The organism is Rossellomorea aquimaris, assembly GCF_001877785.1.
Taxonomy (GTDB): Bacteria; Bacillota; Bacilli; order Bacillales; family Bacillaceae_B; genus Rossellomorea; species Rossellomorea aquimaris_A.
On sequence record NZ_MINN01000085.1, the window covers coordinates 118,671 to 132,853 of the forward strand.

The window sequence follows — 14,183 nt, forward strand, 5'->3', positions numbered from 1 at the left end:
GTTAAACCCGGACCAATTTGAATTGGTTCGGGTTTTTTGTTTTGAGTGGTGGGGGCCAGGGACGGGTTTGTATTTCCTTATTTTCCTAAGTGACGGAATTATCGCCGGAATCGAAAGATTAATGGGGGAAATCTAAAGAATAACAGTTCCTGTCAAAAATAACGAAGCTCACCAACCACCCGTCCAAAAGCGAAGGCTAGCCCGGTAATAAACACCAGCATTCAGACCGGATGTTTAGTCCCCTTGATTTTTCTGAAAATATAAACATTAATTTATAAATATAAAAAGTATTGCATAAATATAAAAACCTGATAAACTACAAATATACTAATTAATATACATTAATTTTTATATTTATTCATAACGGGAGGGCAACAATCAAATGAAAAAGCTTATACTCTTATCTTTGGCACTATTATTGTCAGCCGGTCTTGCTGCATGCGGCTCGAAGGAAAGCAGCACTGCATCCGGTGATTCAAAGAAATTGGTCATGGGTACATCCGCAGACTATAAACCATTTGAGTACGTGGATACTGCAAACAGCGACAAATTCATCGGATACGATATAGATCTTGCCAATTTGCTGGCTGACGAGCTGGGATATGAGGTTGAAATAAAAGATATGGAGTTCAGCGGGCTAATCACCGCGTTGAAGACTGGTCAGGTGGACTTCGTCCTTTCGGCGATGACACCTACCCCGGAGCGAAAGAAGAATGTGGATTTCAGTGATGTGTATTACACTGCAAAAAACATGATCCTCACAAAGACAGACAGCGGGATTTCCTCGGAAAAAGATCTGGACGGCAAGACGGTCGGGGTTCAGTTAGGTTCGATCCAGCAGGATGAAGCAGAGGGCATGCAGTCATCCATTGATTTGAAGGTGCAGACGAGGGACCGTATCCCTGAACTGATCCAGGATCTTCAAAATGGCCGGTTCGATGCCATCATTATTGAAAATACAGTGGCAGCGGGTTATCTCGACAAGAACAATGACCTTCAAGGAACAACGATGGAAGTCAGCGAGGAAGAAGCAGGCTCTGCCATTGCTTTTCCTAAGGACAGCAAACTTACAGAAGAATTCAATGCTGCCTTAAAGAAACTTGAAGAAAACGGGGAACTCGATAAACTTGCGGAAAAATGGTTCAACGGATAAGGGTTTTGGCAAACGCAAACGAAAGGCTGACCATCCACAAAGGTTGGCCTTTCTTCAATTTAGACAGTGACGGAGGATGAAATATGAAACTGGACTTTGCACAACTGCTTCCATCGATTCCTTTTATCCTGGAAGGATTGAAGGTCACTCTGATGATCGTCGGAGCAGCAGGTATTCTTGGGTTTTTATTCGGCATCATTTTATCATTATTCAAAATCAGCTCAGTAAAACCGCTGGTATGGTTTGCTGACATTTATACATCGGTCTTCAGAGGTACACCGCTCGTGCTGCAGCTGATGATCATTTTCTACGGATCGCCCCAGCTGTTCGGGACACAAATCGAGCCTTATACTGCGGCGATACTGTCTTTTTCATTAAACTCGGCTGCGTATATCTCGGAAATCATCCGGGCGGGCATCAATGCCGTTGATAAGGGACAGAAGGAAGCCGCGATGGCCCTCGGTATCCCCTACAGTCAAACAATGAAGGATATCATTCTGCCCCAGGCGATAAAAAATATCCTGCCTGCTTTAATGAATGAATTTATCACGCTGACAAAGGAATCAGCCATTGTCACGGTAATCGGGGCGATGGATGTAATGAGAAGATCGTATATGGTCGGAAGCGATCTTTATTCGTTCTTCGAACCGCTCCTGCTTGCAGGGTTCATCTATTATATTATGGTCATGATATTGACACTGCTCGGCAAGCTGCTTGAAAGGAGACTGAAAGGAAATGATTAAAGGAACAGCGATTACAAAATCATTCGGAAAACTTGATGTATTGAAAGGTATTGATATTACGGTTCAAAAAGGTGAAGTACTCGCGGTGGTCGGTCCTTCGGGATCCGGGAAGTCCACCTTGCTGAGATGCCTGAATTATCTGGAGCAGCCAAGCGGCGGCAACATTCAATTTGAGGGTATGTCTGTTGATAATAAGAATATCAGTCAGATCAGACAGGAAGTCGGGATGGTCTTTCAGCATTTTCACCTCTTCCCTCATATGACTGTGCTTGAAAATGTAACCTATTCGCCGATCAAGGTGAAGAAAGTAAAGCGTGAAAAAGCAGAGCTCATGGGAATCGAATTACTAAAAAAAGTGGGATTGAAGGAGAAGAGCGGTGAATTTCCCAACCGGATTTCCGGAGGGCAGAAACAGCGTGTGGCAATCGCCAGGGCTCTGGCGATGGAACCGAAAGTCATGTTATTCGATGAACCGACATCCGCCCTTGACCCTGAAATGGTAAAGGAAGTATTGTCCGTCATGAAAGACTTGGCCAAATCCGGGATGACCATGATTATTGTAACCCACGAAATGGGGTTTGCCAAAGAAGTGGCCGACAGGGTCATATTCATGGATGACGGCAAAATCGTCGAGGAAGGGAATCCGGATGATTTCTTCCTTCAGCCGAAAACTCCGAGGGCAAAAGAATTTCTTGAAAAAGTACTATAAGCTTGATTTTTTACCGGTAAAGGTGCTGCAAGCAACGGTATAGAACTAACAGAAGAAAAGAAGGGTTGGCAATGAGTCAATCCTTCTTTTTCGTTCGTCCATTTCTATGGTATTCTTAAAGAATCATTTTAACTGTTAGGAGAAAAAGCATGTTCCGAATTGGATATCGTACACTTAAGACCGGGATCGGGACTGCTCTGGCAATCAGTCTCGCCCAATTGTTACAGCTTGATAATTTCGTATCGGCGGGGATTTTGACGATCCTCTGCATTCAAAACACAAAGAAAAAATCGGTGAAGGCATCCTCAAGCAGATTTGCGGCATGTGTCATCGCCATGTTATTTTCGGCGGCGTTCTTTGAATTCATTGCATACCACCCGGCCGTCATCGGTCTCTTGCTTCTTGTTTTCATCCCTGTCACCGTTTCAATGCGGATAAAAGAAGGGATCGTTACCAGTTCGGTCATCATCCTTCACGTCTATTCCGCGGGAAATGTAACGCTTGGACTTTTTGAAAATGAACTGGGAATCATTGTGATCGGCATCGGCATCGCCCTGATCATGAATCTGTATATGCCGAGTGTAGAAAATAAACTCGCAGAATACCAGGTGCAGATCGAAGCAAACTTCTATAAAATTTTCTGTGAACTGATCAACCATCTCAAAACCAATCAGAGTGACTGGGACGGCAGAGAAATAACGGAAACCGAAGAATTGCTGAAAGAGGCAAAGTCCCTGGCTTTCAAAGAAGTGGAAAACCACTTCCTCCGCCATGAGGATTTATATTATCTTTACTTTAAGATGAGGGAAAAGCAGTTTGAGATTTTGCAGCGCATACTTCCGATCGCCGCCTCCATCTCCATAAAAGTGGAACCGGGTAAAAAAATCGCCCATTTTCTGGAAGAACTGAGTCTGCATATCCATCCGGGCAACACAGCTCTTTTTTATCTAAAAAAATTGTACGATATGAAAGTCGAGTTCGAACAGATGGAACTTCCAAAAACACGCGAGGAATTTGAAGTGCGTGCAGCGCTTTATCAGTTTGTCCGTGAGATGGAACAGTATTTGTTGATCAAAAGCTCCTTCAAGGGGATTCAAAAGAATGAGAAAGGCAAAAGAGAAGTACACTACACCTAAGATCGAATGTAAAGGGTGACAGAAACAATGCGCATACTTCTTGCCATTTTGCTGATGGCGTCTCCAATCTGGCCGCTGGGCAGGAACCCGCTGCCGGGAGATCCGTTTCTCATCGTAAATAAAGAAAATAATCAGCTTTCCTTCATCAATGAAGGAAAGATTGCCGGCACATACGGTGTGGCTACCGGCAAAACAACCGATTTAACTCCGGAAGGGCTTTTCACCGTAACGGTAAAAGCAAAAAATCCCTACTATCGCAAAAAGAATATCCCGGGCGGCGACCCGAGGAACCCACTGGGATCGAGATGGATCGGATTCGATGCAAAAGGCACGGATGGAAGGATCTACGGCGTCCACGGCACCAATCAGCCGTCAAGCATCGGAAAATATATTTCAAACGGCTGCATACGAATGCTTAACAAAAACGTAGAATTCATCTATGACAGGGTCCCCGTCGGCACAAGGGTCCTCGTCGTCAAATCACCAAAAACTTTTAAACAGCTGGGTAAGGAATATGGTGCATTGAAATAAAAAAAGGATTTGCTCTCCGATTTAACGGAGGGCAAATCCTTTTTTCGGAACTTATAATAAAAATGTCAGGCCAGCCATAATCGTGGAGGCAATCATTGCAAATAACATTAAATAAACAACGATCTTTCGCATCTTTTTATTACCCAATTGAATCTCTCCATTCATTCAGTAAAACCCTAGAAAATTTTTTTATAAGCATATTTTATCGCGTATAGATTGAGAATACAACCTGTCCCCTTAAAGAAAACGCTTTAATTCTTCGTGGAAATAGGAGGATTTTCGACACCCGGAATCGAATGAATTAAAAGAAGGCAAGCAGAATTTAGTAAGGGGATGGGCAGAATGAACAGAGTGGATCACATCGGGATAGCCGTATCATCAATAGAACATGTTCTTCCATTTTATGAACAAACGCTTGGATTGAAGCTGCTGAAAATGGAAGAAGTGGCATCCCAGGGAGTAAAAGTGGCTTTTATTGATGGAGGAAATATTAAACTGGAATTACTTGAACCACTACATAATGAAAGTCCTGTTGCAAAATTCATCGAGAAAAGGGGAGAAGGGATACATCATGTCGCCTTCGGTGTGCAGGGGATCGAAGACCGCCTTGCCGAATTGAAGGAAAAAGGCGTGAAGATGATCAATGAATCCCCGAAACAGGGGGCTGGCGGAGCCATGGTCGCTTTCATGCATCCAAAATCATCCCACGGCGTCCTGTACGAGCTTTGTGATAAATCAAACACCAAGGAGGATCTTGCATAATGGATATCTATGAGAAAATTAATGAACTTTATGACCGAAGACGGGAAGTGGAACTTGGCGGCGGTGACGCGAAAATTGATAAACAGCATGAAAAAGGGAAACTGACGGCAAGGGAAAGGATCGATATCCTGGTCGATCCTGGAAGCTTTGTTGAATTGAACCCATTCATCGAACACAGATGTTCTGATTTCGGGTTGAACGGAGTGGACGGACCAGGGGACGGAGTCGTCACTGGATACGGAAAAGTGGACGGTAAGCCGATTTATCTCTTTTCACAGGACTTCACTGTTTTCGGCGGGGCACTGGGGGAAATGCATGCGAAGAAAATTTCCCATGTCATGGATTTGGCCGTCAAAAACGGGGCCCCTTTCATCGGCTTGAATGATTCGGGGGGCGCGCGGATCCAGGAGGGTGTTGTTTCCCTCGACGGATACGGACACATCTTCTACCGTAATTCCATCTACTCGGGAGTGATTCCGCAGATTTCCGTCATCATGGGCCCGTGTGCGGGAGGAGCAGTCTATTCCCCTGCGATCACGGACTTTGTTTTCATGGTGGATGAAACCAGCCAGATGTTCATCACCGGTCCAAAGGTAATAGAGACAGTGACGGGGGAAAAAATCAGTTCAGAAGACCTCGGCGGTGCGAAAGTCCACAATACAATCAGCGGTAATGCCCATTTCAGGGGGAAGACCGAGGAAGAGGTCCTTCTCGAGGTGCGCAGATTATTAAGCTACCTCCCTCAGAACAATGAGGAAAAACCGCCGCGCCTTGAAGCGTCGGAGGAAGATGATTACCGTGCCGACCTGACCGACCTCATCCCATTTGATGCGCTCCGCCCGTATGACGTGCGGACAGTCATCAATGAAATCGTGGACTCAGGCAGCTTCATGGAGGTTCAAAAGGAGTTCGCTAAGAATATCGTGGTCGGTTTTGCCCGCATCAAAGGTGAGGTCGTAGGACTCATTTGCAATCAGCCGAAGTTCATGGCGGGAGGACTGGATATCGATTCATCCGATAAGGCATCCAGGTTCATCCGTTTCTGCGATTCGTTCAATATCCCCCTTATTACATTTGAAGATGTCACAGGTTTCTTCCCGGGGATCAAACAGGAGCATGGGGGGATCATCCGTCATGGCGCCAAAATCTTATATGCTTACTCAGAAGCTACGGTGCCTAAGATGACTGTTATCCTGCGCAAGGCTTACGGAGGAGCTTACGTAGCACTTAACAGCAAATCTATTGGTGCGGATCTTGTGTTCGCGTGGCCTAATGCCGAAATCGCCGTCATGGGACCGCAGGGTGCGGCAAATATCATCTTCGCAAGGGAAATTGCCGCAAGCGATAACCCTGAAGAACTGCGCGCCCGGAAAATCGAGGAATACCGCGAGAAATTCGCGAATCCATACGTGGCAGCATCCCGGGGGATGGTCGATGATGTCATCGATCCGCGTGAAACCCGCATCAAGCTGATCCAGGGCCTTGAAATGATGAGGAATAAAAAAGAAGAGAGACCGGCGAAGAAACACGGCAACATCCCTCTGTAAGGGAGTTTATTTGTCCGGTCCCCGCATTCACGATATACTAGAACAGTGATTACATATTGTGGAGGTCTATTAAATGATAAATCAAGAACGGATATTGAATGAATTCCTTGAATTGGTGCAAATCGATTCTGAAACGAAAGATGAAGCTGAGATCGCTAAAGTATTGACAAAGAAGTTCACGGACCTTGGTGTCGATGTGTACGAGGACGATACCATGGGTGTGACCGGACACGGTGCCGGCAACCTCATCTGTAACCTGAAGGGGAACAAAGATGGAGTGGATACGATTTATTTCACTTCCCATATGGATACGGTTGTTCCTGCCAAAGGTGTCAAACCGACATTGAAGGAAGACGGTTATGTATACTCCGACGGAACGACGATCCTTGGTGCGGATGATAAAGCCGGCCTTGCGGCGATGCTTGAGGCGATCACGGTGCTGAAGGAACAAAATATCTCACACGGTGATATTCAATTCATCATTACCGTAGGGGAAGAGTCGGGTCTCGTTGGTGCAAAAGCGCTTGATTCCTCTCTTGTAAAAGCGAAGTACGGTTTTGCACTGGATTCGGACGGTAAAGTCGGCAATATCATCGTTGCGGCTCCAACGCAGGCGAAAATCCTCGCAACAATCTTTGGTAAAACGGCTCATGCGGGTGTGGCTCCTGAAAAAGGTGTATCAGCCATCACGATTGCAGCCAAAGCGATCGCTAAAATGCCGCTTGGCCGCATCGATGAAGAAACAACGGCGAATATCGGACGTTTCGAAGGCGGTAAAGCAACAAATATCGTATGCGAACAAGCAGACATTTTAGCGGAGGCGCGTTCATTGGTTCCGGAAAAAATGGAAGCACAAGTAGAAAAAATGAAGCATGCATTTGAAACCACAGCGGAAGAAATGGGCGGAAAGGCTGAAGTGGAAGTCCATGTCATGTACCCAGGCTTCAAGTTCAGTGACGGAGACGAAGTCGTTGAAGTTGCCAAACGTGCTGCCAAGAAAATCGGTCGCCCGAGTGAATTGCTGACAAGCGGTGGCGGAAGTGATGCCAACGTCATCGCAGGCTTCGGCGTGCCGACAGTGAACCTGGCTGTGGGATATGAAGAAATCCATACAAAAAATGAAAGAATGCCAGTGGAAGAACTGAACAAACTTGCAGAAATGGTCGTAGCGGTCATTCAGGAAGTAGCCGAATAAGAAAAGCGGAGGCGGGTCGTTTTGGGACGACAAGCATAAGACGAGTCAGCCGGAAAGGCGTTTTTTGCCTTTTTAGCTGGCTTGACTTATGACCTCGAGTCCCAACCCGCCGGAGCTGGCCCAATGTCCATTAACAACAGCGATTTGTTAATGGACATTTCTGTATTGTTACTAAAAACAGCCTCTTAAACTCTTCAAATATGTTTAATTATGGTACATTAGAAGTAACATAAACAGAGTTGAGAGGGGACATCACTAATCATGACAAAAGTAGTTGTATTCCATGCAGGCAGGGAAGAATATGCACTTCCGATCGAACAGGTCGTATCAATTGAAAAACTGGGGGGCATCAACCCGGTTCCACACCTGCCGGCTTACGTTCTCGGCCTGGTGAAAGTGAGAAATGAACTCATGCCGGTACTGGATCTTTCTTCCATATTATATAATCAACGCTTCCATGAAGAAGGGCTATTTCTCCTGGTCATACATACTGAAACACTCCAGGCAGGCCTTGTGGTAAAAGAAGCGAAAGAGATCTTGGAAGTTCCCGAAGGGGCAGTGACAGATGCTGGCCTCCTTGCATACTCCAGGACCAGGTATTTCGATGGTGTCATCAATCTGGAGGATCGTATGATCACGAAGATCGATCCGGAGGTTTTAATCGGAAGTCTTGAAGGTATGAAAGAAATCAGGGACTATGTTTACGAGCAAAAAATCCCCCAAAACTAATAAAACGAAAGACGCGATAGTATGAATTCACTTTATCCCAAGAATGGCAGAGTCATTCTTCATGTCGATATGAACAGCTTCTATGCATCGGTTGAAATGGCATTTGATCCAAGTCTTAAAGGAAAGCCGCTGGCAATCGCGGGAAACCCGAAAGAGAGAAAAGGCATCATCGTTACATGCAGCTACGAAGCCAGAAGCTTTGGGGTGAAAACTACGATGCCTCTATGGGAAGCAAGGAAATTATGCCCGGACCTGATTATTAAAACCCCCAACTTCGATCGGTACCGTGCTGCTTCACGAGGCATGTTCGATATTTTAAGGCAATACTCCGAGCTGGTGGAGCCGGTGTCCATCGATGAAGGGTACATCGACATTACCGATTCATATGAAAAAGGAAGCCCGCTTGAAATTGCCTCCTCCATTCAACACCAAATCAAGAGTCAGTTGGACCTTCCGTGCTCGATCGGGATCGCGCCAAATAAATTCCTTGCAAAGACCGCTTCTGATATGAAAAAACCGATGGGGATAACCGTATTGAGGAAACGGGACATCCCGGGGAAGTTATGGCCGCTCCCTGTAATCGAAATGCACGGCGTCGGGTCTAAAACCGCCGAAAAGCTGGAAACAATCGGTATCGTTACATGCAAAGATCTTGCAATGGCCAACGAAATACAGCTCAAATCTGTATTGGGAATCAACGGAATGCGCTTAAAAGAACGGGCAAACGGGATAGACCGGAGAGTCGTGGATCCTGATTCTATTTATGATTATAAGAGCGTCGGAAATTCCACCACACTCCCGAGGGATACTGCAAACCAGAGTGAACTTCTTTCCACCATTGAAAGACTTTGTGCAAAAGTCTCGCAGCGGCTGCATCAAAAGGACGTCGTGGGCACGACAGTCCAGGTCATGATCAGGGATAAACGCAGGAAGACGATTACGAGAAGCAGGAAGACCGAAAATCCTGTCAGTACGAAAGAGGATCTCTATCAACATGCCAGTCAGCTGTTTTTAAAGCATTGGAACGGAGACCCGGTCCGCTTGCTTGGAGTGACTGCACAGGACTTAATGGAGAAAAATGAAGCGACAGAGCAGCTGGATCTTTTTTCATATGAAAATGCAGCAAAGGAAGAGCCATTGTACAATGTACTCTCTCAATTGCAGGAAAAGTTCGGAAAAGACGCCATTTCAAAAGGCGTCAGGGGAAAAGACAAGAAACCTTCATATGATACAAAACAGGACACAAGTTTTAACAAGGACTTTTTACGCGATTAATGGGCATTCTAAATGATTGATGCGCTCGCAGGGAACGGATGATTTGCATCAGGTCCGTATTCTTGTTAGATTGAAAGGGATTGACTGCGTGTTTAAGAAATGATTTCTATAACCAGTAAAACTCACACAGAAAGGACGTTGACCGAAATGTCTAAGCAAGAAATCGGCGTTATTGGATTAGCAGTAATGGGTAAAAACCTTGCATGGAATATTGAAAGCAGAGGATATTCTGTGTCTGTTTACAATCGTTCCCGTGAAAAGACGGATGAAATGGTGAATGAATCAACAGGAAAGAACGTTGTTCCTACATACACAATCGAAGAATTCGTTAATTCGCTGGAAAAACCAAGGAAAATCCTCCTCATGGTGAAAGCGGGGAAAGCAACGGATGCCACAATCGATCAATTGAAGCCTTTCCTTGAAAAAGGGGATATCCTGATCGACGGCGGCAATACATTCTTTGAAGATACTAGAAGACGTAATCAAGATTTGAGCGAATCCGGCATCCACTTCATCGGTACGGGTGTATCAGGCGGGGAAGAAGGGGCATTGACAGGCCCTTCGATCATGCCTGGAGGCCAGAAAGAAGCGTATGACCTCGTTGCTCCCATCCTTGAAGACATCGCTGCTAAAGTGAACGGCGAAGCATGTACGACCTACATCGGTCCGGACGGTGCCGGCCACTATGTGAAAATGGTCCACAACGGCATTGAATACGGGGATATGCAGCTGATCGCAGAATCTTACTTCCTCATGAAAAACGTACTCGGATTAAGTGCTGAAGAACTGCACGAAGTGTTTGCCGACTGGAATAAAGGCGAGCTCGACAGCTACCTGATCGAAATTACGGCAGATATCTTCACGAAAAAAGATGAGGAAACAGGGAAGCCGATGGTCGACGTGATCCTTGATAAAGCCGGTCAAAAGGGTACCGGAAAATGGACAAGCCAAAGTGCACTTGACCTCGGTGTATCCCTTCCGATCATCACTGAATCCGTCTTTGCACGCTTCATTTCAGCAATCAAAGACGAACGCGTAAAAGCGAGCAAGATCCTGAAAGGTCCTGACGCTTCCGCGTTCAAAGGTGACAAGGAAGCTCTCATCGAATCCATTCGCAAGGCACTTTATATGAGTAAAATCTGTTCATATGCACAAGGATTCGCCCAGATGCGTTCAGCGAGCGATGAATATGATTGGAACCTTCAATACGGTGATATCGCCATGATCTTCCGCGGGGGCTGCATCATCCGTGCCCAATTCCTGCAAAAGATCAAGGAAGCGTATGACCGTGAATCAGGCCTTGCCAATCTGCTGCTTGATCCTTACTTCAAAGAGATCGTGGAAAGCTATCAATATGCACTGCGCGAGGTCATCTCGGTTGCCGTTCAAAACGGTGTTCCGGTACCTGGATTCTCTGCTGCTCTTGCTTATTATGACAGCTACCGCACAGAGACGCTTCCTGCAAATTTGATCCAGGCTCAGCGTGACTACTTTGGTGCACATACCTATCAGCGCGTTGATAAAGAAGGTACTTTCCACACCGAGTGGATGAAATAAGAATAATAGTAAAAGCCCCGCTGAATCAGCGGGGCTTTTTTGATGTTTCTTTATATTAACATTGGTCTACATCTAAATTCGCAATCGGCCACCAGTAGTAACCGTCTTTTGCCAGAAGATTATCGGCAGCTTTTGGTCCCATAGAACCGGACTCATAGTTAGGGAACTGTTCATCACGCGTCTTTTCCCATACTTCGGAAATTTTGTCGACGAATGCCCAGGAGAGTTTCACTTCATCCCAGTGGGTGAAATTCGTTGCGTCCCCGCGCATGCAGTCATGCAGAAGTTTTTCATATGCTTCCGGGGTGTTCATTCCGTCGACGCTGTTATTGGCGAAGTTCAATTTAACAGGAGTCGTTTCAATATTCTGTCCAGATTTCTTCACATTCAGGTGCAGGGTGATCCCTTCTTCCGGCTGAATGTGGATGACAAGCAGGTTCGGCGCCAATGGCTTATCGGTATTATAGTAAAGGTTCATCGGGATATCCTTGAATTGAATCACGATTTTCGTGGACTTTGCAGCCATCCGCTTCCCGGTACGGATATAGAACGGCACGCCTGCCCAGCGGAAATTATCAATCATCAATTTTCCGGCTACAAACGTCTCAGTATTGGAATAGTCGTCCACATTTTCAGCTTCCCGATACCCTTCGACAGTCTGTCCTTTTGAAGTGCCGGGACCATACTGTCCACGAACAAAATAGTCCTTCACTTCATCCTGTTTGAATGGACGGAGGGCCCTTAACACCCGGACCTTTTCACTTCTGATCTCTTCGGTAGTCAGTTTGATCGGCGGCTCCATTGCCAGGAGTGCGACCATTTGAAGCATATGGTTTTGCACCATGTCCCTCAGTGCACCGCTTTTTTCATAATATCTTCCGCGTTCTTCCACACCCAATTCTTCAGAAGAAGTTACCTGGATGTTTGAGATATACCGATTATTCCATAACGGCTCGAACATGGCATTCGCAAAACGGATGACTTCGATATTCTGCACCATTTCTTTACCGAGATAGTGATCGATACGATAAATTTGATCTTCTGAAAAGGATTCGCGAATATGACTGTTCAGCTGTTCAGCAGACGGCAAGTCATGTCCAAATGGCTTTTCGATGACCAGGCGCTGGAAGCCTTTCGTATCGGTCAACCCTTGTGTCTTCAGATCTTCCGTGATCGTACCGAAGAATTCCGGTGCCATTGCCAGGTAGAAGATTCGATTTCCTTTCAGCTGATAATGTTCATCCAATTCCTCCGACAATTGTTTCTGAGCCTGATAAGAATCACTGTTTGACAGATCATTTTGCTGATAGTAAAAATGAGAAACGAATCCCTCGATGTTTTCCTGGCTGCCCAGTGCATTATGTACGGACGTTCTTACATGCTCTTGGAATTCCTCTTTCGACCAGTCACGGCGTCCGACACCGATGACGGCAAACTGTTCCGAGATTTTTCCTTTTCGGAATAAATGATAAAGGGATGGATATAGTTTTCTTTTTGCTAAGTCCCCCGTAGCTCCAAAAATAGTGATCAGAGAAGAGGGTGTATTAGTATTTTTCACAGTCATGACCTCACTTTATCTAGTTGCTTATCTGTCTTAATTGAATGGTTTCTTCTTATTTATTATCTATTACAATTACTTAATTTTAAAGATTAAACAGGTATTTAGCAAATCATTTGCTGATAAGCTTATGATTGGGAATGTTTTGGGATTTTTTTGCCGGTTTCCGGGGAGCAGTGATTCCATTGCAAAATCATCATCGTCTTTATGGTGGCTTTATTTTCAAAACTTATAACAAGTTATCTGCTGAAGGATGAAGCGTCACCTGAATGCATCGCAGCAAAGGGATTCAATCCGTAAAATATGCTATGATAAGGATACCAATCGTAAGCAGGCGGGAGTGAAAAATGTGGAATTGTTATTTTTAGGCACGGGAGCCGGTGTGCCGGCAAAACTCCGCAATGTAACAAGCATTGCTTTGAAATTACTGGAAGAAAGAGGGGGCGTGTGGCTGTTTGATTGCGGTGAAGCCACTCAGCACCAGATTTTACATACAAGTCTCAAGCCCAGAAGAATTGAAAAAATCTTTATCACCCATCTTCATGGGGATCACATATACGGACTCCCCGGCCTTCTTGGGAGCAGGTCGTTTCAGGGAGGGGAATCGGAGCTTGTCGTCTATGGACCAAAAGGGATCAAAGAGTTTATAGAAGTCTCTTTATCAATCAGCCAGACCCACCTGAAATATCCACTTGAAATAGTGGAAGTGGAAGAAGGGATTGTTTTTGAAGATGAAAGTTTCAGAGTGGAGGCGAAGGAACTTGAGCACGGTCTTCAGTCGTTCGGCTATCGAGTGGAGGAAAAGGATAAGCCCGGTGAACTTCAGGTGGATCATTTGAAGGAGAGGGGGGTGAAGCCCGGGCCAATCTATAAGAGGCTGAAATCGGGCGAAGCAGTGGTGCTTGATGATGGGAGCATCGTCGACGGAAAAGAGTATATAGGCCCTTCCATTCCGGGTCGCGTGGTCACCATACTCGGGGATACACGAACCTGCAGGCCTGCATACGAGCTTGCAAGGTCGGCTGATGTCCTGGTTCATGAAGCGACATTCAATAAAGATCAGGAAGAAATGGCTTATGAGTATTTTCATTCTACAACCGAACAGGCCGCACAGACAGCCGCAGAATCCGGGGCGAACGTCCTGTTCCTGACCCACATCTCTTCCCGGTTCGCAAAAGAATCCTGGCCGGAGTTGCAAAGAGAGGCAAGGGAAACCTTTCCTGAAAGCTACATAGCAAAAGACTTTTTGGAATATACGATACCAGTGAAAAAATAGGAGAGAGGAGAC

Annotated in this window: 14 protein-coding genes; 12 read left to right on the forward strand and 2 right to left on the reverse strand. The window is 45.7% G+C overall.

What is annotated here, in order from left to right:
• Positions 1–382 precede the first annotated feature (382 nt).
• From BHE18_RS10450 to BHE18_RS10470, 5 genes are all read left to right on the forward strand, one after another.
• Positions 383–1,153 (forward strand): transporter substrate-binding domain-containing protein, encoded by a 771-nt coding sequence (locus BHE18_RS10450; protein WP_071618517.1) that lies wholly within the window; start codon positions 383–385, stop codon positions 1,151–1,153.
• Between the two features lie 83 nt (positions 1,154–1,236).
• The gene (locus tag BHE18_RS10455; protein WP_071618518.1) at positions 1,237–1,896 is read left to right on the forward strand and encodes an amino acid ABC transporter permease; all 660 of its coding nucleotides are present in this window, start codon (positions 1,237–1,239) and stop codon (positions 1,894–1,896) included.
• Complete coding sequence (locus BHE18_RS10460) at positions 1,889–2,605, forward strand: amino acid ABC transporter ATP-binding protein (RefSeq protein ID WP_071618519.1); 717 nt, start codon at positions 1,889–1,891, stop codon at positions 2,603–2,605. Before BHE18_RS10455 ends, BHE18_RS10460 begins: the two co-directional genes overlap by 8 nt.
• Positions 2,606–2,754: 149 nt before the next feature.
• Complete coding sequence (locus BHE18_RS10465) at positions 2,755–3,741, forward strand: aromatic acid exporter family protein (RefSeq protein WP_071618520.1); 987 nt, start codon at positions 2,755–2,757, stop codon at positions 3,739–3,741.
• Positions 3,742–3,768: 27 nt separating this feature from the next.
• Entirely contained in the window at positions 3,769–4,272 is a 504-nt protein-coding gene (locus tag BHE18_RS10470) for a L,D-transpeptidase (protein WP_071618521.1), read from the forward strand.
• 51 nt (positions 4,273–4,323) lie between these two features.
• Here the strand turns inward: BHE18_RS10470 and prli42 are convergent, their stop codons facing one another.
• The gene (gene prli42, locus BHE18_RS23215) at positions 4,324–4,437 is read right to left on the reverse strand and encodes a stressosome-associated protein Prli42 (RefSeq protein WP_171910695.1); all 114 of its coding nucleotides are present in this window, start codon (positions 4,435–4,437) and stop codon (positions 4,324–4,326) included.
• Positions 4,438–4,614: 177 nt separating this feature from the next.
• Here prli42 and mce point away from each other — a divergent pair, with 177 nt between their 5' ends.
• The 6 genes from mce to gndA all read left to right on the forward strand — a co-directional run bounded on the left by mce (position 4,615) and on the right by gndA (position 11,337).
• Positions 4,615–5,034, forward strand: a complete 420-nt coding sequence (gene mce / locus BHE18_RS10475) for a methylmalonyl-CoA epimerase (protein ID WP_071618522.1) — start codon at positions 4,615–4,617, stop codon at positions 5,032–5,034.
• Positions 5,034–6,581 carry an acyl-CoA carboxylase subunit beta gene (locus BHE18_RS10480; protein ID WP_071618523.1) on the forward strand — a complete coding sequence of 516 codons (1,548 nt, stop codon included), beginning with the start codon at positions 5,034–5,036 and terminating at the stop codon, positions 6,579–6,581. The genes mce and BHE18_RS10480 overlap by 1 nt, the downstream gene beginning before the upstream one ends.
• A 73-nt stretch (positions 6,582–6,654) precedes the next feature.
• Positions 6,655–7,776, forward strand: coding sequence for a M20/M25/M40 family metallo-hydrolase (locus tag BHE18_RS10485; protein ID WP_071618524.1), 1,122 nt, complete (start codon positions 6,655–6,657; stop codon positions 7,774–7,776).
• A 261-nt stretch (positions 7,777–8,037) separates the two neighbouring features.
• Positions 8,038–8,505 carry a chemotaxis protein CheW gene (locus tag BHE18_RS10490; RefSeq protein WP_071618525.1) on the forward strand — a complete coding sequence of 156 codons (468 nt, stop codon included), beginning with the start codon at positions 8,038–8,040 and terminating at the stop codon, positions 8,503–8,505.
• A gap of 21 nt (positions 8,506–8,526) precedes the next feature.
• Complete coding sequence (locus tag BHE18_RS10495; RefSeq protein ID WP_071618526.1) at positions 8,527–9,780, forward strand: DNA polymerase IV; 1,254 nt, start codon at positions 8,527–8,529, stop codon at positions 9,778–9,780.
• A 147-nt stretch (positions 9,781–9,927) separates the two neighbouring features.
• Entirely contained in the window at positions 9,928–11,337 is a 1,410-nt protein-coding gene (gene gndA / locus BHE18_RS10500) for an NADP-dependent phosphogluconate dehydrogenase (RefSeq protein WP_071618527.1), read from the forward strand.
• Between the two features lie 55 nt (positions 11,338–11,392).
• On the opposite strand, the gene zwf is transcribed toward gndA, so the two are convergent.
• On the reverse strand, positions 11,393–12,895 hold the full coding sequence (gene zwf / locus BHE18_RS10505) for a glucose-6-phosphate dehydrogenase (RefSeq protein ID WP_071618528.1): 1,503 nt from the start codon (positions 12,893–12,895) through the stop codon (positions 11,393–11,395).
• Between the two features lie 349 nt (positions 12,896–13,244).
• On the opposite strand from zwf, the gene rnz reads away from it, so the two are divergent.
• Positions 13,245–14,171, forward strand: a complete 927-nt coding sequence (rnz, locus tag BHE18_RS10510; protein ID WP_071618872.1) for a ribonuclease Z — start codon at positions 13,245–13,247, stop codon at positions 14,169–14,171.
• Positions 14,172–14,183 lie beyond the last annotated feature (12 nt).